This is a genomic window from Streptococcus sp. CF8_St5-17 (genome assembly GCF_024295665.1).
GTDB lineage: Bacteria > Bacillota > Bacilli > Lactobacillales > Streptococcaceae > Streptococcus.
Genome location: NZ_JANCOU010000005.1, coordinates 21,012 through 45,151 on the forward strand (window position 1 = coordinate 21,012; position 24,140 = coordinate 45,151).

At 39.6% G+C, this 24,140-nt stretch carries 28 protein-coding genes, 2 tRNA genes and 1 other RNA gene; 8 read left to right on the forward strand and 23 right to left on the reverse strand.

What is annotated here, in order from left to right; all coding sequences use genetic code 11:
• Positions 1-155: 155 nt before the first annotated feature.
• Positions 156-243 (forward strand) — tRNA-Ser (locus tag NMM19_RS05285).
• Positions 244-322: 79 nt separating this feature from the next.
• Here NMM19_RS05285 and NMM19_RS05290 read toward each other — a convergent pair.
• The 5 genes from NMM19_RS05290 to NMM19_RS05310 form a co-directional block, all read right to left on the reverse strand.
• Complete coding sequence (locus NMM19_RS05290) at positions 323-1,657, reverse strand: Nramp family divalent metal transporter (protein WP_254730244.1); 1,335 nt, start codon at positions 1,655-1,657, stop codon at positions 323-325.
• Positions 1,658-2,055: 398 nt separating this feature from the next.
• Positions 2,056-2,403: a transfer-messenger RNA gene (gene ssrA, locus NMM19_RS05295) on the reverse strand.
• A gap of 60 nt (positions 2,404-2,463) precedes the next feature.
• Positions 2,464-3,099 (reverse strand): SGNH/GDSL hydrolase family protein, encoded by a 636-nt coding sequence (locus tag NMM19_RS05300; protein WP_254730247.1) that lies wholly within the window; start codon positions 3,097-3,099, stop codon positions 2,464-2,466.
• Position 3,100: 1 nt separating this feature from the next.
• The gene (locus NMM19_RS05305) at positions 3,101-3,928 is read right to left on the reverse strand and encodes a Cof-type HAD-IIB family hydrolase (protein WP_254730250.1); all 828 of its coding nucleotides are present in this window, start codon (positions 3,926-3,928) and stop codon (positions 3,101-3,103) included.
• A 24-nt stretch (positions 3,929-3,952) separates the two neighbouring features.
• Positions 3,953-5,272: a CapA family protein gene (locus tag NMM19_RS05310; RefSeq protein ID WP_254730253.1), complete on the reverse strand. Its 1,320-nt coding sequence runs from the start codon at positions 5,270-5,272 to the stop codon at positions 3,953-3,955.
• Between the two features lie 147 nt (positions 5,273-5,419).
• On the opposite strand from NMM19_RS05310, the gene def reads away from it, so the two are divergent.
• Together def and rlmB are read left to right on the forward strand one after the other, a co-directional pair.
• Complete coding sequence (gene def / locus NMM19_RS05315) at positions 5,420-6,031, forward strand: peptide deformylase (protein WP_251935501.1); 612 nt, start codon at positions 5,420-5,422, stop codon at positions 6,029-6,031.
• A gap of 44 nt (positions 6,032-6,075) precedes the next feature.
• Positions 6,076-6,804, forward strand: a complete 729-nt coding sequence (gene rlmB / locus NMM19_RS05320) for a 23S rRNA (guanosine(2251)-2'-O)-methyltransferase RlmB (RefSeq protein ID WP_254730256.1) — start codon at positions 6,076-6,078, stop codon at positions 6,802-6,804.
• Between the two features lie 183 nt (positions 6,805-6,987).
• Here rlmB and trxB read toward each other — a convergent pair whose 3' ends face one another.
• The 7 genes from trxB to NMM19_RS05355 form a co-directional block, all read right to left on the reverse strand.
• Positions 6,988-7,899 carry a thioredoxin-disulfide reductase gene (gene trxB, locus NMM19_RS05325; protein WP_178894788.1) on the reverse strand — a complete coding sequence of 304 codons (912 nt, stop codon included), beginning with the start codon at positions 7,897-7,899 and terminating at the stop codon, positions 6,988-6,990.
• Positions 7,900-7,964: 65 nt separating this feature from the next.
• A complete protein-coding gene (locus tag NMM19_RS05330; RefSeq protein WP_254730259.1) occupies positions 7,965-8,189 on the reverse strand; it encodes a DUF4059 family protein in 225 nt (74 codons plus the stop codon).
• 79 nt (positions 8,190-8,268) lie between these two features.
• Entirely contained in the window at positions 8,269-9,012 is a 744-nt protein-coding gene (locus NMM19_RS05335) for an amino acid ABC transporter ATP-binding protein (RefSeq protein WP_254730262.1), read from the reverse strand.
• Positions 9,012-9,812, reverse strand: a complete 801-nt coding sequence (locus NMM19_RS05340; RefSeq protein ID WP_254730265.1) for an amino acid ABC transporter permease — start codon at positions 9,810-9,812, stop codon at positions 9,012-9,014. Before NMM19_RS05340 ends, NMM19_RS05335 begins: the two co-directional genes overlap by 1 nt.
• Before the next feature lie 156 nt (positions 9,813-9,968).
• Positions 9,969-10,325 carry a Spx/MgsR family RNA polymerase-binding regulatory protein gene (locus tag NMM19_RS05345; protein ID WP_254730268.1) on the reverse strand — a complete coding sequence of 119 codons (357 nt, stop codon included), beginning with the start codon at positions 10,323-10,325 and terminating at the stop codon, positions 9,969-9,971.
• Positions 10,326-10,337: 12 nt separating this feature from the next.
• Entirely contained in the window at positions 10,338-10,850 is a 513-nt protein-coding gene (locus tag NMM19_RS05350) for a methylated-DNA--[protein]-cysteine S-methyltransferase (RefSeq protein ID WP_254730271.1), read from the reverse strand.
• Positions 10,843-11,343 (reverse strand): GNAT family N-acetyltransferase, encoded by a 501-nt coding sequence (locus NMM19_RS05355; protein ID WP_254730502.1) that lies wholly within the window; start codon positions 11,341-11,343, stop codon positions 10,843-10,845. The genes NMM19_RS05350 and NMM19_RS05355 overlap by 8 nt, the downstream gene beginning before the upstream one ends.
• A gap of 134 nt (positions 11,344-11,477) precedes the next feature.
• Between NMM19_RS05355 and NMM19_RS05360 the strand changes: the two genes are divergently transcribed.
• Positions 11,478-11,933 (forward strand): DUF1836 domain-containing protein, encoded by a 456-nt coding sequence (locus NMM19_RS05360; protein WP_254730274.1) that lies wholly within the window; start codon positions 11,478-11,480, stop codon positions 11,931-11,933.
• Positions 11,923-12,570 (forward strand): hemolysin III family protein, encoded by a 648-nt coding sequence (locus tag NMM19_RS05365; RefSeq protein WP_254730276.1) that lies wholly within the window; start codon positions 11,923-11,925, stop codon positions 12,568-12,570. The genes NMM19_RS05360 and NMM19_RS05365 overlap by 11 nt, the downstream gene beginning before the upstream one ends.
• Positions 12,571-12,603: 33 nt before the next feature.
• Here NMM19_RS05365 and pdxT read toward each other — a convergent pair whose 3' ends face one another.
• From pdxT to NMM19_RS05395, 6 genes are all read right to left on the reverse strand, one after another.
• Positions 12,604-13,176, reverse strand: a complete 573-nt coding sequence (pdxT, locus tag NMM19_RS05370; RefSeq protein ID WP_254730279.1) for a pyridoxal 5'-phosphate synthase glutaminase subunit PdxT — start codon at positions 13,174-13,176, stop codon at positions 12,604-12,606.
• Positions 13,177-14,052 carry a pyridoxal 5'-phosphate synthase lyase subunit PdxS gene (pdxS, locus tag NMM19_RS05375; RefSeq protein WP_006153788.1) on the reverse strand — a complete coding sequence of 292 codons (876 nt, stop codon included), beginning with the start codon at positions 14,050-14,052 and terminating at the stop codon, positions 13,177-13,179.
• A 137-nt stretch (positions 14,053-14,189) separates the two neighbouring features.
• Positions 14,190-14,822, reverse strand: coding sequence for a Pr6Pr family membrane protein (locus tag NMM19_RS05380; protein ID WP_251935471.1), 633 nt, complete (start codon positions 14,820-14,822; stop codon positions 14,190-14,192).
• A gap of 2 nt (positions 14,823-14,824) precedes the next feature.
• The gene (locus NMM19_RS05385) at positions 14,825-15,163 is read right to left on the reverse strand and encodes a zinc ribbon domain-containing protein YjdM (RefSeq protein WP_214261677.1); all 339 of its coding nucleotides are present in this window, start codon (positions 15,161-15,163) and stop codon (positions 14,825-14,827) included.
• A gap of 137 nt (positions 15,164-15,300) precedes the next feature.
• Complete coding sequence (gene cmk, locus NMM19_RS05390) at positions 15,301-15,972, reverse strand: (d)CMP kinase (RefSeq protein WP_254730282.1); 672 nt, start codon at positions 15,970-15,972, stop codon at positions 15,301-15,303.
• Positions 15,973-15,980: 8 nt separating this feature from the next.
• Complete coding sequence (locus tag NMM19_RS05395) at positions 15,981-16,469, reverse strand: SAG1386/EF1546 family surface-associated protein (protein WP_254730284.1); 489 nt, start codon at positions 16,467-16,469, stop codon at positions 15,981-15,983.
• A gap of 45 nt (positions 16,470-16,514) precedes the next feature.
• On the opposite strand from NMM19_RS05395, the gene NMM19_RS05400 reads away from it, so the two are divergent.
• The gene (locus tag NMM19_RS05400) at positions 16,515-16,718 is read left to right on the forward strand and encodes a ferredoxin (RefSeq protein WP_178894778.1); all 204 of its coding nucleotides are present in this window, start codon (positions 16,515-16,517) and stop codon (positions 16,716-16,718) included.
• Between the two features lie 225 nt (positions 16,719-16,943).
• Here the strand turns inward: NMM19_RS05400 and galE are convergent, their stop codons facing one another.
• The 5 genes from galE to NMM19_RS05425 form a co-directional block, all read right to left on the reverse strand.
• Positions 16,944-17,963, reverse strand: coding sequence for a UDP-glucose 4-epimerase GalE (gene galE, locus NMM19_RS05405; protein WP_254730287.1), 1,020 nt, complete (start codon positions 17,961-17,963; stop codon positions 16,944-16,946).
• Between the two features lie 100 nt (positions 17,964-18,063).
• On the reverse strand, positions 18,064-19,164 hold the full coding sequence (locus tag NMM19_RS05410; protein WP_254730289.1) for an FAD-binding oxidoreductase: 1,101 nt from the start codon (positions 19,162-19,164) through the stop codon (positions 18,064-18,066).
• A 16-nt stretch (positions 19,165-19,180) separates the two neighbouring features.
• On the reverse strand, positions 19,181-19,978 hold the full coding sequence (locus tag NMM19_RS05415) for a Nif3-like dinuclear metal center hexameric protein (RefSeq protein ID WP_254730292.1): 798 nt from the start codon (positions 19,976-19,978) through the stop codon (positions 19,181-19,183).
• Positions 19,965-20,642 (reverse strand): tRNA (adenine(22)-N(1))-methyltransferase TrmK, encoded by a 678-nt coding sequence (locus tag NMM19_RS05420; RefSeq protein WP_254730295.1) that lies wholly within the window; start codon positions 20,640-20,642, stop codon positions 19,965-19,967. Before NMM19_RS05420 ends, NMM19_RS05415 begins: the two co-directional genes overlap by 14 nt.
• Positions 20,643-20,743: 101 nt before the next feature.
• Positions 20,744-23,080: a cation-translocating P-type ATPase gene (locus NMM19_RS05425; protein WP_254730298.1), complete on the reverse strand. Its 2,337-nt coding sequence runs from the start codon at positions 23,078-23,080 to the stop codon at positions 20,744-20,746.
• Positions 23,081-23,211: 131 nt separating this feature from the next.
• On the opposite strand from NMM19_RS05425, the gene NMM19_RS05430 reads away from it, so the two are divergent.
• Both NMM19_RS05430 and NMM19_RS05435 read left to right on the forward strand, forming a co-directional pair.
• Positions 23,212-23,961 (forward strand): 1-acyl-sn-glycerol-3-phosphate acyltransferase, encoded by a 750-nt coding sequence (locus tag NMM19_RS05430; RefSeq protein ID WP_254730301.1) that lies wholly within the window; start codon positions 23,212-23,214, stop codon positions 23,959-23,961.
• Between the two features lie 106 nt (positions 23,962-24,067).
• A tRNA-Thr gene (locus NMM19_RS05435) sits at positions 24,068-24,140 on the forward strand.

Consider the following 24,140-nt stretch of genomic DNA (forward strand, 5'->3'; position numbering starts at 1 on the left):
ACCTCCTGTTAACGATTACATTATTCATTCTATCATAAAAAATATCAAAGTCAAGCATTTTTTGTCAATTTCTTTCACTTTCTATCACTGGATCCTCAACTTTAAATAAATTTGCAAGAAAGAAGGCTTTATGGTAGACTAGGTTAGTAAACAATGGAAGATTACTCAAGAGGCTTAAGAGGCCGTGTTGGAAACGCGGTAGGCGTGTTAAAGCGTGCGTGGGTTCGAATCCCATGTCTTCCGTTTAGTTTCAAAAAAGATACCCAAGAAATCTTGGGTATCTTTTTTCTTATATACTTGTTTTATAACTCGGGTGAATTTCTTAGAAAATATCAAATAACAATTTCACATTGAGAATTGTTAAGATAATGGAAACAATATAACCAAGGATGGTATTCCATTTAGCATTGGTAAATTCGCCCATCAGTGATTTCTTAGAAGTTAGATAAATCAAAGGGAAGATTGAAAATGGAAGAGCGATTGAAAGAAAGACCTGCGAATAAACCAATAACTGATCCAAGGTTTTTTCCTGATGACCAAACACAACCGCTACAATCATGACAGGCAACAAGGCAAAGAGACGAGTTGCCAAACGAATGAACCATTGAGGCAATCTCATATGCAAGAAACCTTCCATAACGATTTGTCCAGTCAAGGTACCCGTAATTGTCGAATTCTGACCACTGGCTAATAAAGCCAAGGCAAACAAGGTTGATAAGGTTGAGCTAGCTATAGCTCCTGCAATAGTAGAATCCTGCAAGGCATTATACATTTGAGAGAAGGCAGAAATCTCGGATGCATGGCCGAAAAAGAGAGCCGCCCCGAGAATTAATAGAAGGGAGTTAACGATAAAGGCCAAGGACAGTTGAAGATTTGAATCCCAGGTCATAAAGCGCACGGCTTTTCGAACATCATTCTTGTCCTTGTGATTGGTTTTCCGAGTTTGAGACAAGGAAGAATGCAAATAGAGGTTATGGGGCATCACTGTCGCACCCACGATACCTAACGCCAAGGTTAATTGACTTTCATGCCCTGGCAAAGGACTTTCAAATAAGGTTGCATTCGGTAGATAACCCTCAACGATTCCTTGGAAGCTTGGATGTGACAAAGCTACCAGATAAGTAAAGATTGCTAAAATCGTTAAAATCAGTGTTGTCACAATAGCTTCAATCTTCTTAAAGCCAAATTTCATCAAAAGCAATAAGAGAAAGACATCTAGAACCGTCAAAAGGATGGCTATCATAATCGGAATCTTAAAGAGAAGATTGAGAGCAATCGCTGAACCTAGAACTTCTGCCAGATCTGTCGCCATCAAGGCTAATTCTAAAATCACCCATAGACTATAACGAAGCCATTTAGGTGAATGATGAGCCGTTGCTTGAGCCAGGTCCATCTGGGTTACAATACCAAGCTTTCCTGCCATCTGCTGAAGTTGCATGGCAATGAGAGATGAAATCAAGATAACAAACAAGAGACTATACTTATAGGAAGCACCACCGACTACACTGGTAATCCAGTTTCCTGGATCCATATAACCAACTGCGACAAGAGCACCCGGACCTAAAAAGGCCTTTAAATTTTGCCAGAAATGATTGTTATTTGGAGTATCGATAGATTGATTAATCTCAGAGAGTGACACTTTTTTATGAGAAGACATAGATACTTACCTCTTTCTAAACCTACTTTTTCATTATTTTCTATTAGAGAAAAATAAGATTGACTTTAAACTATTAAAACAATGAAAACTATATGAAAAACATTTAGTTTTTTCATTATTTTTCTTAAGGCACCTTAATATTTTTCTTAAGGCACCTTAATTATAACACAAAAAATGAAAACTATATGAAAAACATTTAGTTTTTTCATTATTTTTCTTAAGGCACCTTAATTATAACAGAAAATATGATAAAAACTTAAGAAAATTCAGGACTTGATTTAATATTTAGGATACAACAAAATGTTGTATTCTTTTTTTGCAAAAGAATACCAAAGAATAAAATAAAAAACGTTGTAAAAACAACGTTTTAGAAAGATTTACAAAACAATGTAAATTATCAATGGAGCCGGTGGGAGTCGAACCCACGTCCAAACACCTGCTAACATATTTGTCTACAACCATAGGTTATGTATTGTTTTAACAATCCCTCGACACATAACTCAAGCCTAGGAACTGCGAGTCTATAAATCTCTTACCAAACTGCTAGACAAAGCTTGATCGTATCTCGCTAATAATAAGACCCATCATCAGACACGAGCAATCCGAATCGGGTCACGCCTGCTGGTTTTTAGGCAGCTAGAGCGTAAGAAGTGTTATTTTTTGCAGTTATATTTAACTGAGCGTTTACGTCGCCACACGAGTCGCAAAATATGCCTCATAATGCCTGTCGAATCCGTAACGACCCCAAAGACTATAAAGATATTATACCTTATCTAGGTTAAAAAAGCAAAAATGCAAGTAGATGTCTAGAAAAGTCTAGTTTTCAAGGTTTCTGATAGAGCCTGATAGCCAGAAACGCTAAGGTGAAGCCCATCTGTTGTATAGTCAGATTTGAGTTGCCCTTCCTGATCGAGTAGCTCTTCAAAAGCAGACACATATTCTACCTGCATGTATGCAGAAGCTAGCTCTTGATAGGCTTGGTTCCAGGCCTTGATTTTCTCATTTGTGCGAATATAAACTGTCTGTTTGTATTCTTCCCCTTGATGAACTGGCATAATAGAAACTAGCTTAATCTGTGACAGCGGATAGTCACGAGAAATACTTTGAATTACACTTTCAAGATTCGTTAATGCTTGACTCATTGGAACATCTTTCCCGATGTCATTGGTCCCAATCAAAAGCACGATTTGATCCACTGCATCACCATAGAGGTGGGCATCAAGGTTATCTAGTAAAAGTCCAGTTTGATAGCCTCGAATACCTCGGTTCACAATGGTCTTTGTTGTCCCTAGTAATTCTTGCAAGGGATAATACTCAACAATAGAATCTCCAATAAAGATGATATCTGGTTCAATTACAGAAATCTGGTTGAGTTCACGATACTTGGTTTGGATTTTCTCCTGCTCTTTTAAGAGCCAATTTTCTAATAGCTGTACTGCCAAGTTATTCTCCTCTTTCTAGCCAGTTCTCTAAAACTTTGTAAACACCCGCCTGACTGTTGGCTGGAGCTACTTTTGTCGCAACTCTCTTAACAGCCTCTTCTGCATTTTCCATAGCGTATGAAATTCCGGCCAACTCTAACATTTCAATGTCATTTTCACTATCACCAAAGGCCATGATTTGTTCAGGTTTTAAGTTCCAACGTTTGAGCAATTCTACTAGCCCCCACGCTTTATGAATCCTATCTTGTAAGATATCAATACAGCCATAACCGCTGGAAACAGCTCGTACATGCCCATCAAATAAGTCATTAATTTCCTGTAAAACCGATTCGGATCGTTCTTTACCAACTACCATGCTCATCTTGAGAACACCACCGAAGAGATTAGGGTCAAATTCATCAACAAAGTTCATTCGTTGATAGAGCTTTTTAATCATCTCTGGTGTCATAAATTTATCAAGTTCTGTAAAAACTGTACCTTCCTTGACAAAACCACCATTCACAGCAGTTACAACAAACTGATTTTGGCATTCTCTGCCTTTGAAATGAGCTAAAGCTTTATCAACCATATCGTCATCCCAAGTTTGTGCTTGAAGTAATTCATTGTTTTCAAATATACGAGCACCGTTAGCAACAACGAGAACTACTCTCTCTGCCAGATGTCCCAGTAATTGACGCATACGATGAATTTCATTTCCTGTTGCAATGACAAAACGAACGCCACGTCGGTCTAACTGATCTATAATTTTCTCTAGACGAGGAAGATCCAGCTGACCTCTCGGGTCTAACAAGGTTCCATCCATGTCTGTCGCAATAATCTTAATTTCCATCATGTCTCCTTGTAGTTCAAATAACTACCACTTCAAACCTACATGCTCATTCATTTCTTTGTAAGCTATGTCTACCCGTTCCTTGGTAGCCTCATCTAACTGACTGCGGTATTTTCCTCCCTCTATAAAATCTTCCAAGATATAGGTTTGGTAAAGATAGAGTGGATACCCTTCTGGAGAATAGCCTCCCTTTGGAGTACGACTAACCCAGCTTGGATGGGCTTTGGCAGTTTCTATGGTCGTCTTACCTGATTTTTTCTTAATAGTCACATCCATGAGGACTCCACGTTCCGTCCATTTAGCGTTTTCAACATCCTGCATGGTTTCAATCCGTTGATTTGAGATAAAATTTCCCATAGAGTAGATGATGAGCTTTTTATCACCGTCTTTTTCAACCGTTTCAGCAGGTTCAACAACGTGAGGATGTCCACCGAAGATAATATCAGCTCCCCAATCAATCATTTTATGGTAAAGTTTCTTTTGCTCCTCAGTCGGCTCAATTTGATACTCAACTCCCATCTGAGGCATGATGACCGTGATATCTGCTTCTTTTTCAGCCCTCTCGATTTCAGCCTTCATCTTATCTTCATCTAAATCTGAAAGATAACGATTATAATCCTCTTGAGAAATGCTTTGTTCAATGCCGTTAAAACCATAGGAATAAGCCAAAATAGCAACTTTAATACCATTGACTTCCTTGATAACTAAAGGCGCCTTATCCCGGGATTCATGAGTATAGACTCCGACTGGTGTCATTCCTGCTTTTTCAATAGCATCTGCAGTTGAAACTACTCCCTCAATCTGAGAATCCAAGATATGATTGTGAGCCAAGTCTAGTACTTGATAGCCTGCATCTTTGATAGCATCCATAACTTCACCTGGGGCATTAAACAAGGGGTATCCAGCAAGATAGTGGTCTTTATTTACAGTTCCTTCGAAATCACCAAGAACTAAGTCCGCTTGCTTAAGCCAAGGTTTTACGTATTCAAAATTTTCATGAAAATCGTAGGTCCCATCCGCCTTTTTTGCTGAAATATAAATAATGTCATGGTAGAGCAAATCACCGTTTGCCATAATTCGAGCACTTGTTTCCTGTTCCGTTACAGAATTCTTCTCTTTCGAGTCCGAATTTTGACTCACTGTAGTTGCATTACTATTCCACAATGGAACTCCCTTTATCCCTTGGGCTAATAAGGTCAAGGCCATCGAGAAAGCAACAACAATCAATAAAACCACAATAAAAGTTTTATTACTCCAATGTCGGTAATTTTTGAAAAATTGGATAGACACTTTGACAACTGGTATGCCTGATTGCTTTTGTTTTCTTCTACTACGTTTTTCCATATCTTTTCTCCTTGCTTTTTGATGCAAGTCTCCTTACCTTATTATACCACAGACAAATAGGTATTTCCCTTTATTAGCAACTTCTGTGACTTTCTTTCTCAACTGTTTTGTGTTATCATGTAATTGTAATGGAAGGAAGGAGAGAAAATGTCTGCTATAGAACGTATTACAAAAGCTTCACATTTAATCGACATGAAAGATATTATCCGCGAGGGCAATCCAACCCTACGAGCTGTCGCTGAGGAAGTAACTTTCCCATTGAGCGATCAAGACATCATCCTTGGTGAGAAAATGATGCAATTTTTAAAACACTCACAAGACCCAGTTATGGCTGAAAAGTTAGGGCTACGTGGTGGAGTTGGTCTTGCAGCACCACAACTAGATATCTCAAAACGCATCATCGCCGTGCTGGTACCAAATATCACTGAGGAAGGTGAAACACCTCAAGAAGCCTATGACTTACAGGCTATTATGTACAATCCTAAAATTGTATCCCACTCAGTACAAGACGCTGCCCTAGGCGAGGGAGAAGGTTGCTTGTCTGTTGACCGTGCGGTTCCAGGCTATGTTATCCGCCACGCTCGAGTAACTGTTGACTATTTTGATAAGGATGGCGAAAAGCATCGCATCAAACTCAAAGGCTACAACTCCATCGTTGTTCAACATGAAATCGACCACTTAAATGGTGTCATGTTTTACGATCGTATCAATGAGAAGGATCCTTTCGCAGTCAAAGAAGGTTTACTCATTTTGGAATAAAGAAAATCCCGTTCGACAACGGGGTTTTATGTTATAATAGAGCCATGAAAACAAATGATATTGTCTATGGCGTTCACGCCGTTACCGAAGCACTGTTAGCAAATACTGGAAACAAACTCTATCTCCAGGATGATTTACGGGGTAAGAATGTAGAAAAGGTCAAGGAACTGGCTACTGAAAAGAAAGTATCCATCTCTTGGACTTCAAAAAAATCACTTTCCGAGATGACTGAAGGAGCTGTCCACCAGGGATTCGTCTTACGTGTTTCTGAATTTGCCTATACTGAACTTGAGCAGATTCTTGCTAAGACTCGTCAAGAAGAAAATCCACTACTATTGATTCTAGATGGACTAACAGACCCTCACAACTTAGGCTCTATCCTAAGAACGGCAGATGCAACCAATGTTTCAGGTGTCATCATTCCAAAACATCGAGCTGTTGGTGTGACACCCGTAGTTGCAAAGACAGCCACTGGTGCTATTGAGCACGTTCCTATCGCCCGCGTAACCAATCTCAGCCAAACCTTAGATAAACTTAAAGAAGAAGGCTTCTGGACTTTTGGAACGGATATGAATGGAACTCCTTGCCACAAATGGAATACCAAAGGAAAGATTGCCCTCATTATCGGGAATGAAGGTAAGGGAATCTCTAGCAACATCAAAAAACAAGTGGACGAGATGATCACCATTCCAATGAATGGACATGTACAGAGTCTCAATGCAAGCGTTGCTGCTGCTATTCTTATGTACGAAGTCTTCCGCAATCGATTATAATAAAGAGGCTGGGACAAAAGTCCTAGCCTCTCAATTGTCTTTGGATTGTCGAGCAAGACGCAGTGGTTGAGTGGGCTCTACTACGCTGATTTCAACAGCTTTTACAGCCCTACTCAACTGTGCGGAGGTGGGACGACGAAATCGAATTCTACCGAATTACCGATTTCTGTCCCACTCTCTTTTTTAACTGTGTTCAGTAATATATTTATAGGCTTCTTGACCTGCAATCGCACCATCTCCAACTGCTGTTGTAACTTGGCGAAGGTCTTTCTGACGAACATCTCCAACTGCAAAGACACCTGCAACACTTGTCTTCATATGGTCATCTGTCACAATCCAACCTGACTCATCTTGGATTTGTAAATCTTTTGTAAAATCGCTGACTGGATCTAAACCAACATAGATAAAGACACCACCAAAGGCATGTTCAGTCACTTGATTTGTTTTAACATTTTCAATGACAACTGACTCCACACGGTTTTCACCCTTGATTTCTTTTACGACAGAATCCCAAATGAAGTTGATTTTTTCATTTGCAAAGGCGCGGTCTTGCAAGACTTTTTGAGCACGAAGCTCATCACGACGGTGAACGATGGTTACAGTTTTGGCAAACTGTGTTAAGAAGATTGCTTCCTCAACCGCTGAGTCACCACCACCTACAACCAACAAATCTTGGTCACGGAAAAAGGCTCCATCACAAACCGCACAGTAGGAAACTCCACGACTATTTAGTTCTTCTTCTCCTGAAACTCCCAGGAGACGGTGCTTAGAACCAGTCGCTACGATAACTGTGCGAGTTTCAAATTCTTCATCGTCTGTGATTACTTTCTTAACATCACCATGGTTCTCAATATTTTCTACAAAGCCATAGAGATGTTCAACACCTAGATTTTCAAGAGGTTCAAACATCTTTTCTGCTAACTCAGGTCCACTAATGTTAGCATAACCTGGATAGTTTTCGATGTCAGAAGTATTGTTCATCTGACCGCCAGGAAGACCACCTTCAATCAAAGCTACTTTGAGATTGCTGCGAGCTGCATACAAGGCTGCAGTCATCCCAGCAGGACCTGCACCGATAATAATCGTATCGTACATTCTATTTCCTTCTTTCTTGTTGTAACTATTCTTATTCTAACGGATAAAATCCTATTTGACAACTATTAAGTCTTGAGAACCAACAAGATGCTCATGGTTGCAAAAGATAATACTGGAATTGTTAGAACTCCAATCATAATCATATCATAGAGGTGAGCCTGACGCTCCTTAGCAGTTTTATCCACACCTGATAGAGCTCTTAAACCAATCCAAATCCCTAAGACAACCAAGACTAGTAAAATCGTCAAAACCAAACTCTCTAAATACAAAGCAAATAGCTGAACTAGCATGCTCTCTCTCATTTCTATTATTTTTAAAGAGCAAACCCAGTTAGCTTAGCCAACTGAGTTTTTCTTATCTTCTATTATATCAGATATAGGTCCGTTTGTAACTAGCAAAGAACTCTTTTGTTCGTTCTTCTTTAGGATGGTTGATAATCTCATCCGGTGTTCCAGATTCAATAATCTTTCCTTTATCCAAGAATAAAACCTTATCCGCAACCTGAGCAACAAATGACATATCATGACTAACCAAAACCATGGTTTGACCTGATTTTGCAGCATTGGCAATCGATCTTTCTACCTCACCAACCAATTCTGGATCCAGTGCTGAAGTCGGTTCATCCAAGAGTAAGACGTCTGGTTTCATGGCTAGAGCACGCGCTATTGCAACCCGTTGTTTTTGTCCCCCAGACAAGTGACGCGGATAATGCTGTTCACGATCAGAAAGCCCAACCTTAGCCAACTCTTCCTTGGCAATCCTAGTCGCTTCTTCGTCCGATAGTTTTTTAACGACAACCAAGCCTTCTTTAACATTTTCTAGCGCTGTTCTACGCTCAAATAAATTAAACTGTTGGAAAACCATGGATAGTTTGCGACGAAGAGTTAGAATTTCTTCTTGCGTAATTTGAGAAAAATCAACTTTGAAATCATCAATCTGAATAGAACCACTATCAGGAGTTTCTAGATAGTTTAGGCTACGAAGAAAAGTTGATTTCCCAGCTCCTGAAGAACCAATTAAGGCAACAACTTCTCCTTTTTGAATATCTAAGTTCAGATGGTCCAAAACGGTTTGACCTGAAAAGGATTTGCTTAAATTTGAAATTTTAATCATTAGCGAAGCTCTCCTTTCACATCTGTCTCAACATTATCTGGTGCTGTAATAGCCATTTTTCTTTCAATGAAACGGCCAAGATTTTCAATAACGATATTTACCACCCAATAGACGAGAGCTACTGAGATGAAACGTTCAAAGTAACGATAGTCTGCACCACCCAAAATCTGAGCTTGGGCAAAGACTTCTACAACACCTGCACTGAAGGCTAGGGAAGTCCCCTTGGTCAAGCCAATCAAGGAGTTAATCAAGGTTGGTGTTGCAACTACTGCTGCATTGGGAATAATCACACGACGATAAACTTGCGCACGTGTCATACCAAGACTACGAGCAGCTTCAATTTCACCTGGATTTACAGAAAGAATTGCCGCACGAAGAGTTTCGCTGGCATAGGCCGCCTCGTTAAAAGCAAAAGCCACAATCGCAAATGTTGCTGCTGGAATCGCATTAATGTTCAGAGAAGTTCCCCATTGTTGATTCAAGGCTTTCAAAGCTAATGGAATTCCATAATAAGTCAACATGAGTTGTACTAAAATTGGAGTTCCTTTTAGGAAACTAACAAAAAAGGCTTGTAATGGGTAAATAAATCTAACTCGGTTGATTTTAACGATAGCAAAGACTAGGGCTAGCATGATACCAAAAAAGGCACCAAATACCGTTAACATCAATGTTGTAGGTAATTGCTGTACAATTCTTGGAATCCCATCAAAGACAGAACGCAAACTAAAAAGTTTGCCATCTGGAATATATTGCATCAAATTTTGATACCAATCAGATGCTAAAATCGTTGTAACATTCATAGAAACATCCTCTCAAGATAATGATTCATTCTATCATACTTATGCTCTAATTAAAAATATTTGCTACGAGCATATCAGACTTCATCTACCTTCTAGTGTATCATACTTTAAAAGTGGGAGGTTATATATTTTACCTATCGAAGAGATAGAAAAAAACTAATTCAAGTCTAACTTATCGTATGTTTGACGATAACCGATCTGTTTTACAAGACCGTTTTCTACTAGTATCGGACGTTTTAACAGCATACCATCACTAGCCAAGAGTTTGGCTGCTTCTTTGTTTGACAATGTTCCAACCTTATCTTTCAATCCGAGTTCACGATATTTGATTCCACTAGTATTGAAAAATTGCTTCAATTCAAATCCCGAAGTTTCGAGCCAGTTTAAAATGACCTTTTCACTCGGAGTCTCTTCAACGATATGAACGTCTTTATATTCTAGTCCGAGTTGATCTAATTCTTTCTTAGCTTTTTTACAAGTTGTACATTTTGGATATTCGATAAATTCTAACATTTTCTTCTCTTTCTATTTTTTATTTTCTTGATAACTTGCACCTTCATGCCTCAAAAGCCAAGCCTTCTTTTCGAGTCCCCAAGCATAGCCTGTCAGACGTCCTCCAGCACCTAGCACACGGTGACAGGGTACAAGGATAGACCAAGGATTGCGACCTACTGCTCCTCCGACTGCTTGAGCAGAAGCCACCTGCAGGTCCTTAGCTATTTGCCCATAAGTAACTGTCTGACCAAAAGGAATTCCTCGCAAGTAGTTCCAGACTCTTTTTTCAAAATCACTACCGACAGGAGCTAAAGGTAATCCAGATAAGTCTTGATCTTGCCCCTTAAAATAAGTTTCTAAATAGGAAGTAATTTGATTTAAAATGGGATGACTCTCAACAACAGTCACATCATTTTCAGATAATCCCTTCTCAAAATCGCTCTCTTCTTCAATCCATATCCCAAACAAAAAATGGTCATCTGCTACCAGAGATAGGGGGCCAATCGGTGACTTGTATAGCATCTTTACATACTTCTTAGGCATTTGATTTTAATTTTTGATAGGCCAAGCGTTCCCCGTCTACTGGAACTTTACCAACCTGTTTGAAGCCAAGTTTTTCAAAGATATGCTGCATGGCTATGTTTTTAGCGTGCGTATCTGAACGAAAATCTAGGTAATCGAAGCCTTCAACCAAGCCTTCTAAAAAGGTCTGAGCAACACCTTGACCTTGCGAGTCTCTAGCAACAGCAATACGGTGAAATACTAAGTATTCTGCTTCATTTCCCTCCCAGTTGCCATCATAAATTGCTTCATAAGCTTTTTCGGGGCTCTTAGTCACTGCTGCATAGGCTAAGAGATCACCTTCGTCTAAGGCTACATAAGCTTGACCAGAGATGATATCTTCAATAATGGTATCTGCATCTGGGTAGCCGTTTTGCCACTGAGTGCTACCAGCTTCTGCCAAACATTTCTTGGCTCCCTCAATCACTTGTATAATTGCATCAACTTCGTTTGGAAAGGCTAAGCGAATCTCCATCATTTATCCTCTTTTCATACTATTTTCTCTCATCATAGCATAAAATATTTCTTTCTACAAGCACTTGAAACTTGACTTATTATTTCTAATATTTTATAATCTAGTTATTAAAACTAGATAAAAAGGAGTTGAAAATGAATCCCACTTTTTCCTATCCAAAATGGGAAGAAATTCCAAGTATCAATCTCTATCTGGACCAGGTTCTGCTTTATGTCAATCAAATCTGTCCTCCTGCCTCTCCTGACAAGGAGAAAGGTTTGACAGCATCCATGGTGAACAACTATGTCAAACACGGTTATATCAGTAAACCTGAAAAGAAAAAATACCAACGCAAACAAATCGCGCGATTGATTGCTATTACCACTCTCAAGTCTGTTTTTTCTATCCAAGAAATTGCTCAAACTCTTAATACCCTACACACAGACACTAATTCAGAAGAACTTTACAATGCTTTTGTGGACTATATGAATGAAGATATTGATCCAGCTAATCCCATTATCCAGGCAAGCTGCCAAACGGTCAAACTCTATCATCAAACACTTGCACTAGTCTATACAGAAACCCCAGAGGAGGAAACAAATGAATACTAGTTTCAAACTTAGTAAACAACTTAGTTTTGGAGAAGAAATTGCCAACAGTGTCACCCATGCTGTAGGAGCATTTATCATGCTCATCCTACTTCCCATTTCATCTACTTACAGTTATGAGGCACATGGTTTCTTATCGTCTATCGGTGTTTCCATCTTCGTCATCAGCCTTTTTCTCATGTTCTTATCATCAACTATTTATCATTCTATGGCTTATGGTTCCACTCATAAGTACGTGCTTCGTATCATCGACCATTCCATGATTTATGTTGCCATTGCAGGTTCTTATACCCCGGTGGTTTTAACCCTGATGAATAATTGGTTTGGTTATCTGATTATCGCCATTCAGTGGGGAACAACTATTTTCGGTATTCTTTATAAAATCTTTGCCAAGAAGGTCAATGAAAAATTCAGTCTCATCCTTTACCTCATCATGGGATGGCTTGTATTGGCTATCTTACCAGCAATCATCAGTCAGACAAGCCCAATGTTTTGGAGTCTTATGGTATCAGGTGGCCTTTGCTATACAGTTGGCGCTGGATTCTACGCTAAAAAGAAACCATACTTCCATATGATTTGGCATCTCTTTATCCTAGCAGCCTCTGCTCTCCAATATATTGCTATTGTTTATTACATGTAAAAAAGAAGTTGGGAAAAATCCCAACCTCTTTTTTTATTTACACATATTCATAAAGTACTGATGCAGGCGAAGATCATTTGTCAATTCAGGATGAAAGGAGGTTACCAACATATTCTTTTCTTGTGCCGCAACGATTTGATTGTTCACAATCGCTAGAACATCAACACTGTCACCAACACTACTGATAATCGGGCCACGGATAAACGTCATTGGAATTTTACCAACACCCTTGCAGTCAGCTTCTGTATAAAAGCTTCCTAGCTGACGTCCATAGGCATTGCGCTCTACTACTATATCCATAATCGCTAGATGGCTTTCCTCTTTAGAAGTGATTTGTTTTGCTAGCAAAATTAAACCCGCACAAGTTCCAAAGACTGGTAAACCATTGAGAATAGCCTCTCTTATAGGAATGAGCATCTGCTGATCTCGCAACAGTTTCCCCATAGTTGTAGACTCTCCCCCTGGCAAGATTAACCCCGACAGGTCACTCTGGTGTTGCTGAAAATCTTCTAGGTTTCGCAGTTCAATACTTTCAACTCCTAGTTGATCAAGCATTTTCTCGTGTTCTACAAAGGCACCTTGCAAGGCCAAGATTCCGATTTTCATCTATTTTCCTCGCTCAGCCATGAGAATTTGGATTTCATTCTCGTTGATACCAACCATGGCTTCTCCCAAGTCTTCAGAGATTTGAGCTAGAATTTGAGGATTCTGATAATTTGTAACTGCCTTAACAATTGCTGCCGCACGTTTAACAGGATCACCTGATTTGAAAATCCCTGAGCCAACAAACACACCTTCTGCACCTAGCTGCATCATAAGAGCAGCGTCCGCTGGTGTTGCAACCCCTCCAGCTGCAAAGTTGACAACTGGTAATTTTCCATGTTCGTGGACATATTGAACTAATTCTACAGGTACTTGGAGTTCTTTTGCAGCAACATATAACTCGTCCTCACGGAGGTTTTGAATGCGGCGAATTTCTTGATTCATCATACGCATATGACGAACCGCCTGAACGATGTCTCCTGTTCCTGGTTCCCCTTTTGTACGGATCATAGAAGCTCCTTCAGCGATACGACGCAAGGCTTCTCCTAGGTCTTTAGCACCACAAACAAATGGAACTTGAAATTCTTTCTTGTCTACATGAAAACGGTCGTCAGCTGGTGATAACACTTCACTCTCATCGATATAGTCAATCTCGATTGCTTCTAAAATTTGAGCTTCAACAAAATGACCAATTCGAACCTTAGCCATAACCGGAATGCTAACAGCTTCTTGGATTTCCTTAATCATCTTTGGATCACTCATGCGAGATACACCACCCGCTGCACGAATATCAGCCGGGATTCGCTCCAAAGCCATAACTGCTGCCGCACCTGCAGCCTCAGCAATTCTTGCTTGCTCAGGGTTTTGAACATCCATGATGACGCCACCCTTGAGCATCTGTGCCAAATTCTTATTTAATTCATAACGATTTTCAGTCATTTCTTCTTCCTCAATTGTTTTATTGGTAGCTACACTTTTATTGTAAAATAGAAATGACTACATCACAAGATTAAAAAAGTTCATTTGTCCGGGTACAATTGTCACAAACAAAAATAGTACCCCTATAGGGTACTATTTTATTTCTTTGATTTTTTAATGCTTTTCACAAGATAAAACAGATATCCTGAAACCATGTAGGCAACAAAAATGATAGCTGCCCATCTAAAGACAAAGCCCCAACCATGTTTATTGGCATTTAAAAAGAAATAAGGGAAAGGATTATCCTTAGAATTTGGGATATTCATTTTGAGAACTAAACCGTTCAAGATAGCAAATCCCATATATAGCAGAGGTAAGACTGTCCATACAATAGGATCAAACCACTTATATTGACGACTTTTGTCAAAGAAAAGTGTATCAGCTAGAAACCAGAGGGGCACGATATAATGACAAAGGAAATTTTCCAGACGGTAAAAATCTGTCGCGATTGGTGCCAGCATAAAATGGTAAATGACACAGGTAATCATGATACTCATGGTGACACCACCTTTGAGTCTCAAAATAACTGGGCTTTGCCAACTATCATCGTCACTACGCATCTTTAACAACAGATAACCTGTAAAAAGTGTCACCAAAAGGTTAGAAAGGACTGTATAGTAGAGCAACATCCCAAAACCGCCATGCTTAGTAATCTCCAAATAAACACCAAGAAAGGCAGCTATAAATAGAAGAACACGGCTATAAAATATAATTTTTTTATTTTGTAACATCATTAAATCTTCTTCACAAATTCTGATTTTAGCTTCATAGCACCAAAACCATCAATTTTACAATCGATGTTGTGGTCACCTTCAACAATACGGATATTTTTCACACGAGTTCCTTGTTTGAGGTCTTTAGGAGCACCTTTGACCTTAAGGTCCTTAATCAAGGTAACTGTATCTCCATCGGCTAGTTTGTTTCCATTTGCATCGATAGCAACAATACCTTCTTCTGCTTCAACTTGTTCAGCAGGATTCCACTCGTAAGCACATTCTGGACAAACGAGAAGTGTGCCATCTTCATATACGTATTCTGAATTACATTTTGGGCAATTTGGTAGTTGACTCATTTTATCTCCTTAAACATTTATGATTATTTGAATGTCAAATTTTCTTTAACAGCAACTATTATACCTTAAAACAGACTATTTGACAAATCATGATAAAAAACGATTAACCCAAACTTGGTTAATCGTTTTAAAGTTTCTTATAAACGTTTTTGAGCTTCTGATTTGATTTTTTCAACAACTTCTAGAATAGAGAGGCCAGTCGTATCCAAATAGATTGCATCCACAGCTTGCTTGAGAGGCGAAGTTTCACGATGACTATCTTTATAATCACGCGCAGCAATCTCTTCTTTCAAAGTTTCCAAATCGGTTTCAATTCCCTTTGAAAGATTTTCCTTGTAACGACGCTCTGCACGCTCATCTACAGATGCTACTAGAAAAATCTTCAATTCAGCCTGAGGCAAGACCACAGTACCAATATCGCGCCCATCCATAACAATACCACCTTGTTTAGCAATCTCTTGCTGGAGGGCAACCAGTTTCTCTCGAACAGCTGGAATAGCGGCAAAGGCAGAAACAGCGTTTGTTACTTCATTTTCTCGGATTGGATTTGTCACCTCAACATCTCCAACGAAAACAAGCTGCTCTCCATTTTCAGCACGTCCAAAGCTAATTGGATATTGCTCCAATAATTCAAGGAGTTGAGAAGGTTCTTCTGGACTTATTTGGTTTTTCAAGGCCATATAAGTCGCAGCGCGATACATAGCGCCCGTATCCAGATAAGTATAGCCAAAGTCCTTAGCAATGATCTTTGCTACTGTACTTTTACCACTTGAAGCTGGTCCATCAATAGCAATCTGAATTGTTTTCATTGTCACTCCTATCTTGTCTTAAGGACATCACCAGGATTTGCAAACCAAGTTCCTGAAGACATATGACCAGGATTCAAGGCTTCCAGTTGAGCAATAGAGATTCCAGCACGAGCTGCAATCGCTGCTTCACCCTCTCCTGGTAAAACTGTGATTGTTCCTTCAGAGTCAGTATGTGCCTCTGTAGTATTTTGTTGTTCGCCAGACTCAGTAGTAGCTACCGTAGTTGTTTCTGTCGTTACAGTAGTTACTTCTTCAACTTTAGGATTTGCAGAATCATAAAAATCCTTCAAAGCTGATGTTCTATCACTTCCACCCGAAGATAAGTATATTAAAACAATAATCATACCTATAACAACAATAAAGAAAATGATAGCCAGGGTTGTTAAAATGTTATTCGCTGTAAGAAAAGCCCACTTTCCACTTCTAGAATGGTGCTCACTTCTCGACTCTTCCTTGTTTTCCTCATAAATATCTTCTTGCCACGGTTCCTTTTCCATACCTTACTCCTTGAGATTTTTTTAGTTTCTTATTACAATATAAATATGAAGATTAGACTTATACCCGAACGTTGCATCGCCTGTGGGCTCTGCCAAACTTATTCAGAATTATTTGATTACCATGATAATGGTATCGTCCGTTTTTTCGATGATCCTGAACAATTAGAGAAAGAAATTCCTTGTAGCGACGATGCTTTAGAAGCCGTTAAAAATTGCCCTACTCGTGCTCTAATCATAGATGAATCTTAAAATTTGGTGGGCCATAGATTTCTAATTTCCACTCCCTCTAGTGTAGCATAATTTTCTAGAAAATTATAGTCTTTTGCTAGACTAATTTTATACAATTTTACATTTAATTGTTCCAATATTTCAATAATAAATAAACTGTTCTTTTAAGACGTTTTTCTATCACACAAGCACATATAAAGTATTAAAAAAGAGGACTTACTTCCTCTTTTTTGTTTAATCAAATGATTAGTCTTCAAATCCATTTGGATGTTGACTTTGCCAACGCCATGCATCTTGACACATTTCTGTGATGCCAAGCTCTGCTTCCCAACCTAACTCTTCCTTAGCTTTTGCTGGATCTGAGTAGCAAGCTGCAATATCCCCTGGGCGGCGTTCAACAATACGGTAAGGAATTGGGCGACCAACTGCTTTTTCCATATTTTGGATAATTTCAAGGACAGAATAACCTTTTCCTGTACCAAGGTTATAAATGTTGAGTCCTGAACCTTTTTGAAGTTTCTTAAGTGCTGCAACGTGTCCTTTCGCAAGGTCAACAACGTGGATATAGTCACGTACACCTGTTCCATCTTCAGTATCGTAGTCATCCCCAAATACTTGGACTTGTTCCAACTTACCAACTGCAACTTGTGTCACATATGGCAAGAGGTTGTTTGGAATACCGTTTGGATTTTCTCCTAAATCTCCACTCTCATGCGCTCCAATTGGGTTGAAGTAGCGAAGTAAAACAACATTCCATTCTGAGTCTGCTTTATAGATATCTGTTAAGATTTCTTCAAGCATTAGCTTGGTACGACCATAAGGGTTGGTAGCTGAAAGTGGGAAATCTTCGAGGATTGGAACTGTATGCGGATCTCCATAAACTGTTGCTGATGAGCTGAAGATGATGTTCTTACAGTTTGTCTCTTCCATAACTTTCAAGAGACTGACAGTTCCTGCGATATTGTTATCATAGTAGGCAAGTGGGATACGTGTAGATTCTCCTACAGCCTTCAAACCAGCAAAATGGATGACTCCTGTTGGTTCTTCATGTTTGAAAATATCACGAAGTGTATCTGTATCACGAATATCTGCTTCGTAGAAAGGAATTTCTACGCCTGTGATTCTTTCAACTACTTCAAGACTTTTACGACTACTATTGACCAAATTATCCACGACAACAACTTGGTGTCCGGCTTGAACCAGTTCAATGACAGTGTGACTTCCAATAAAACCTGCTCCACCCGTTACCAGAATTTTTTCTTGCATTTTATTTCCTCAATTCTTGGATTATTTTTTTCATTTTACCATTTTTGATAGAGAAAGTCATTTACTTTCCTAATACTACCGTAAAAACTAAGTAAAAGATTTACGATTGTTTCTTTTTAATATATCTTTCGGTCGGATAATCAGCCGGATCTAATACTCCACTTCTCCCCTGAAGCATTTGAGCTAAATGATAGCCTATAATAGGGCCGGTCGTTAAGCCTGAAGATCCTAGACCACTTGCTGTATAGACTCCTGATAAGTTTGGAACCTGTCCAAAGAATGGAGAGAAATCACTTGTATAGGCACGAATCCCCACGCGCTCACCACTTATCATTGTATCTTTTAAGTTAGGATAAAATGGACTCGCTGCCTCAGCCATTTGCTGAAGCAAATTTTCATCAACTGTTAGGTCAAATCCCATATCATTTTCATGGGTAGCTCCTAGAGATAACTTACCGCCTGGAAATGGTATCAAATCCCACTCCCCTTCAGGCATAACTACAGGATAAGCTCCCATGTCTTGTGGCACTTGATAATCTCTAAGTTGACCTTTTTGTGGACGAACGTCTACCTCATATCCTAAAGGCTCTAAGATGTGACCAAGCCAAGCTCCTGTAGATAAAATAATTTGATCAAAAACTTGATTGTCTATCTGAAAGCCTGATGATAGAGGGGTTAGACTAACCTCTTTCTTTACAACCTTCACTTGACTGGCTTCAAGCAAGAGACTCACTAGGAGTTGCCCATCTACTCGAGCTCCTCCAGAAGCATAGAGCAATCTCTCAAATCCCTTTAGACCAGGGAATAGGCTGCTTGCAGCAGCTTGGTCCAAAATGGCTAATTCGCCAATTAAGGGAGATTCATCTCTACGTTGCAAGGCTAAATCATAGAGTTCCTCGAGCTTGGAATCATCTTTTTTGAGAAGGAAGACTCCTGAGCGCTGGTAGAAATCAACCTTTTGACCAGTTTTTTCTAAATCAGCTAATAAATCTACATAAAAGTCTGCTCCTAGGCGAGCCATCTTGTACCAAGCTTTATTACGTCGTTTAGAGAACCAAGGACTGATGATTCCTGCAGCTGCCTTGGTCGCTTGGCCGTATCCATGATCAAAGACAGTTACTTCGATATCTGCTTCTTTAGAGAGGTAGTAGGCGGCCGTTGCCCCTACAATCCCTGCTCCTACAATGGCAACTTTTTTCATTGTCTTTACCTTCTAACTAGATATGATGGAATGGATTGGTAGAAGCTTGACTTGTGATAACTTCGAGAGACCAAGCATTCTCTTTCTTCCATTCGTTCAAGAGCTCTGCAATTTTTTCGATAAAAAGCACTTCGATATAGTGGCCTGGATCCAGAGCCAACAAGCCATCTGACAACATATCCTGAGCTGTGTGGTAATAGATATCTCCAGTGATGTAGACATCTGCTCCTTTTGCTAAAGCATCAGGATAGAATGATTGACCACTTCCACCACAGATAGCAACTCTTGAGATTGTTTTTTGCAAATCACTCTCATGATAAAACACCATACGGAGACTATCTAGACCAAAGACTTCCTTAACATGGTCAGCAAATTCCTTAAATGTTTGAGGCCTAATAGTTCCAATACGGCCAATCCCACGTTCAGGACCTGTTTCCTGTAGATAAGTTGTCGCCTCAATGCCTAGCATCTGGCAGAACCAGTCATTAAGGCCGTTTTCAACAATATCAATATTGGTATGGCTAACATAGACTGCAATATCGTGCTTAATGAGATCGATATAAATCTGATTTTGAGGACGGCTAGCTACCAAGTCCTTGATTGGACGAAAGATAGGCGCGTGCTTGACGATAATCAAATCTACACCCTTTTCAATGGCTTCTGCAACCGTTTCTTCACGAATATCGAGGGCAACCATAACCTTTTGGATTTCTTTGTCTAGGGTACCAATCTGCAAACCACGGCTATCACCCTCCATAGAAAATTCTTGAGGACAATAGGCTTCATAACGATTTATCACTTCACTTGCTTTCATGGAGCACCTCCTTGATGGCTTGAATTCTATCTACTAAAACTTGACGTTCTTCATGATTTTTTTCTGGGATTTGGGTTAGGGCAAACTCAAGCTTAGCAGCTTCTTTTTGCCATTTTTGGATGAAGACTGGACTGACTTCTTTGGACAAGAAGGGGCCAAAGCGGACATCAGTTGCTGATAGATTCATTTCACCAGCTTCTACTACTAGAATCTCGTAAAATTTGCCAGCCTCTTCTAGGATACTTTCAGCTACAATCTGAAATCCATGCTCTTGTAACCAACTACGTAACTCATCTTCACGGTTATTTGGTTGAAGAATCAATCGCTCAACGGTTGCTAGTTTGTCCAAACCATCATCTAATATCGTAGCAATCAAGCGACCACCCATTCCAGCAATAGTGATAACAGAAACTTGGTCAGCCTCTTCAAAAGCAGCCAAACCATTGGCTAAACGAACCTGAATTTTCTCAGTCAAACCATGACTCTCAACATTTGTAACTGCAGATTGATAGGGCCCCTCTACAACTTCACCCGCGATGGCAGCTTCAATATTCCCTTTTTCAACTAATTCAATAGGCAGATAAGCATGATCGCTCCCGACATCCAGCAAAACGGCTCCTTGAGGTACAAAGGAAGCTACCGTTTCTAATCTCTTTGAAATCATCTTCTCTCACTTTCAAAAACTCTATTTCCCTTTATTATACCATATTTTATCTAGCAATCCTGTACCTAAAAAAGACCGCAATCAAAGATTGCAGCCTTTCTTTATTTTTTAGCTTGATAACGACTTGTCAGGATGAAAATGACAGCAAATATGACCATCATAATGCCATAGACAGGTAATGTTTGTCCTGTCAGTGTTGAAATTTCAAGTAATTTTTGAAGTTTTGGAAATAGAGCAGTTCCAAGGAAACCACCAACTGACCAAATAATCAAGAGCACACGCCACAGACTAAATGGCAAACAAGCTCTAACTACTGACATGAAACCAATCGATGCTAGCAGATAATACAGAAGAGTCGAAATTTCAATGGCTGACCAGCCTTGACTTGTTCCAAAAATTTTAACAAAGAGAACACTAAAAACTACCATCAAGGCACTTGGTAGTGCACGGAGCATGGATTTTCTGAGGAAGTTTTGTTCCACAGGTTTGATATTTCGTTCAAAAGTTAATACAAACGGTGGGAATCCTTCCACAAACTGGTCAATCATGGTAATCTGAATGGGAATGAATGGGAAAATTAAAATCCATTCAGTACGACCCAACAATGCACTTGCAATACAGATAACTGCTAGCAAGAAGGAATAGATGGTCTTAATTAAGAAAATCGGAGCAATGTGGGCAATGTTATTGACCACACGACGACCTTCGAAGAGAATCTCAGGAACATCATTGAAATCTGAATTCAAGAGGACCAGATTTGCAATCTGACGAGTTGCTGGGTCTCCTTCAGCCATAACAATGGAACAGTCTGCCTCACGGAGAGCTAGGATATCATTGACACCATCCCCCGTCATGGCTGTAGTATGACCTGCTTTTTTCAGAGTTTGGATAATCAGTTTCTTTTGATGAGGAGAGACACGTCCGAAAATCGCTGTCTCCTCAGCCATGGCAACTAACTCTTCATCGTTAATCTTTGAACAATCTACATAGCTATGGTAGTCTGCAAAACCTGCTTTTTGGGCAATACTTGAAACAGTAACCGGATTATCACCAGAGATAATTTTCAGCCCCACTTCCTGAGAACGAAGATAGTCTAGCGTCTCAGCAGCACCTTCTCGGATTGGATCTAGAATCTCAAGCAAAGCCAAAGCCTGAATATCCGATGGTTTTTGTGGCTTGTGATGGTCAACTTTTTCTTGACTGAGCGCTAATACCAAGACACGAGATCCTCGTTCAAGGGCTTCTCTAGCCTCAGGAATTTCAGCATCCAACAACATCTCTGGTGCACCTAGAAAAACAGTTCCTAGACCTTCCAACTCCATTGCTCCCCATTTTCGATCACTAGAAAATGGAAGACTAGAAATCATCGAATAAGCTACCTCTCCCGCAAAACGCTTTCGAATAGCTTGAGCTGTAGGATTTTTATCCTCGCTGTTTGCTATATAGCTGGTTAATATTTTTGCAATAGCATCCTTGTCATAAGCCTGGGTCAAAGGAAGAACAGTCTCAACCTGCATCTTCCCTTGGGTGATGGTACCTGTCTTATCCAAGCAGAGCATATCCACGCGCGCTAGGGTTTCAACAGAGTACATCTCCTGCACCAAGACCTTTTTCAAACCAAGCTTGATAACAGCGGTTAAAAGAGAGGTAATGGTCAAGAGTGCGATTCCCTTAGGCAACATCCCCAAAAGAGCTGTAGAGGAATTAACTACAGAAGATTTAAGGGGTAAACCTTTTAAGACCAAAGCTTCAAGCAAGAGGGCAATTCCAAATGGAATGATGATTTTCCCAGTAAAGCCTGCAAGTTGATCAAGTGATTTCATGATACGGGAATTGATTGGTTTAACGGTCTTAGCTTCAAGCATGAGTTTAGCAGCATAGTTATCCGCCCCAACATGATGTACCTGAGCAAGGACAGAACCACTTGCAAGAAAGCTTCCTGACAGCATCAAGTCTTCGACTTCTTTTTGTACCAAGTCACTCTCGCCTGTTAACATAGCTTCATTGACTTCTGCAAAACCTTCTAATACAATCGCATCACTTGGAATCTGATCTCCTGCTGATAAGCGAATCACGTCATCCAAAACAAGTTCTTCAGGATTCAAAGCGATCTCTTGTCCATCACGAATAGTCGCAATCTTTTCTTTATTCAAGAGGTTGAGTTTATCAACCATATGTTTGGCACGTAGCTCGGTTACAATCCCTGAAAAAGCATTAAAACAGATAACCGCAAAGAAAACTAGGTTGCTCCAGGCTTGAACAAAAGCGAGCGCTAAGGCAATGGCAAAGTTTAGAGCATTGAATAAAGTAAAGACATTTCGCTTTATAATCTGCCAGGTACTGGTACTAGCTGAAGCTTTGAAATCATTGACCTGTCCCTGTTTCTGACGATCTTTAACTTCTGATTGGCTTAAGCCCATAATTTTATTTTTATCCATAAATTCTATCATATCATTTTTTTTTCAATAATTCTAATTTCAAATAAAGAGCTTTTCAGACTTTACAAAAAACATTTGCCTGTCCTACTATGATAGGGTATAATAAAAGAAAGAAAACTGAAGGAGACACCATGTTTTATACTTATCTACGTGGGCTAGTTATGTTGATTTTATGGTCGATCAATGGAAATGCCCACTTTCACAATACTGAAAAAATTCCAAGTTTAGATGAAAATTATATCCTTGTAGCCCCACACCGTACTTGGTGGGATCCAGTCTATATGGCTTTTGCAACAAAACCAAAACAATTTGTCTTTATGGCAAAAAAAGAACTCTTTTCAAATCGCATCTTTGGTTGGTGGATTCGTATGTGTGGTGCTTTCCCTATCGACCGTGATAACCCAAGTTCTTCTGCTATCAAATATCCAATTAATGTTCTTAAAAAGAGCAATCGCTCACTGATTATGTTTCCTAGTGGTAGCCGTCATTCTAACGATGTTAAGGGTGGTGTTGCTCTCATTGCGAAGATGGCTAAGGTTCGCATCATGCCAGTTACCTATACTGGACCTATGACACTAAAAGGACTCATCAGTCGTGAACGTATTGATATGAACTTCGGAAATCCTATCGATATCTCGGACATTAAAAAGATGAATGATGAGGGAATTGAGATGGTTGCAGACCGCATCCAATCTGAGTTTCAACGCTTGGATGAGGAAACCAAACAGTGGCACAACAATAAAAAACCTAACCCACTGTGGTGGCTGATCCGTATCCCTGCTTTGATTCTAGCAATTGTTATCGGAATTCTAACAATTCTCTTTACCTTCGTAGCAAGTTTTGTTTGGAATCCAGATAAAAAGAGAGAGCAATTACAATAGTCCAATCTTCACAAGCCCAAGCAATAAACTTGGGCTTTTTCTAGTTGTTTAGAGACTCATTCACATATTGACAAAAGGCTAAATCTATAGTATACTTTCTAGGTAAGCTGATTTAGCTCAGTAGGCAGAGCGCATCCATGGTAAGGATGAGGTCGCCGGTTCGATCCCGGCAATTAGCA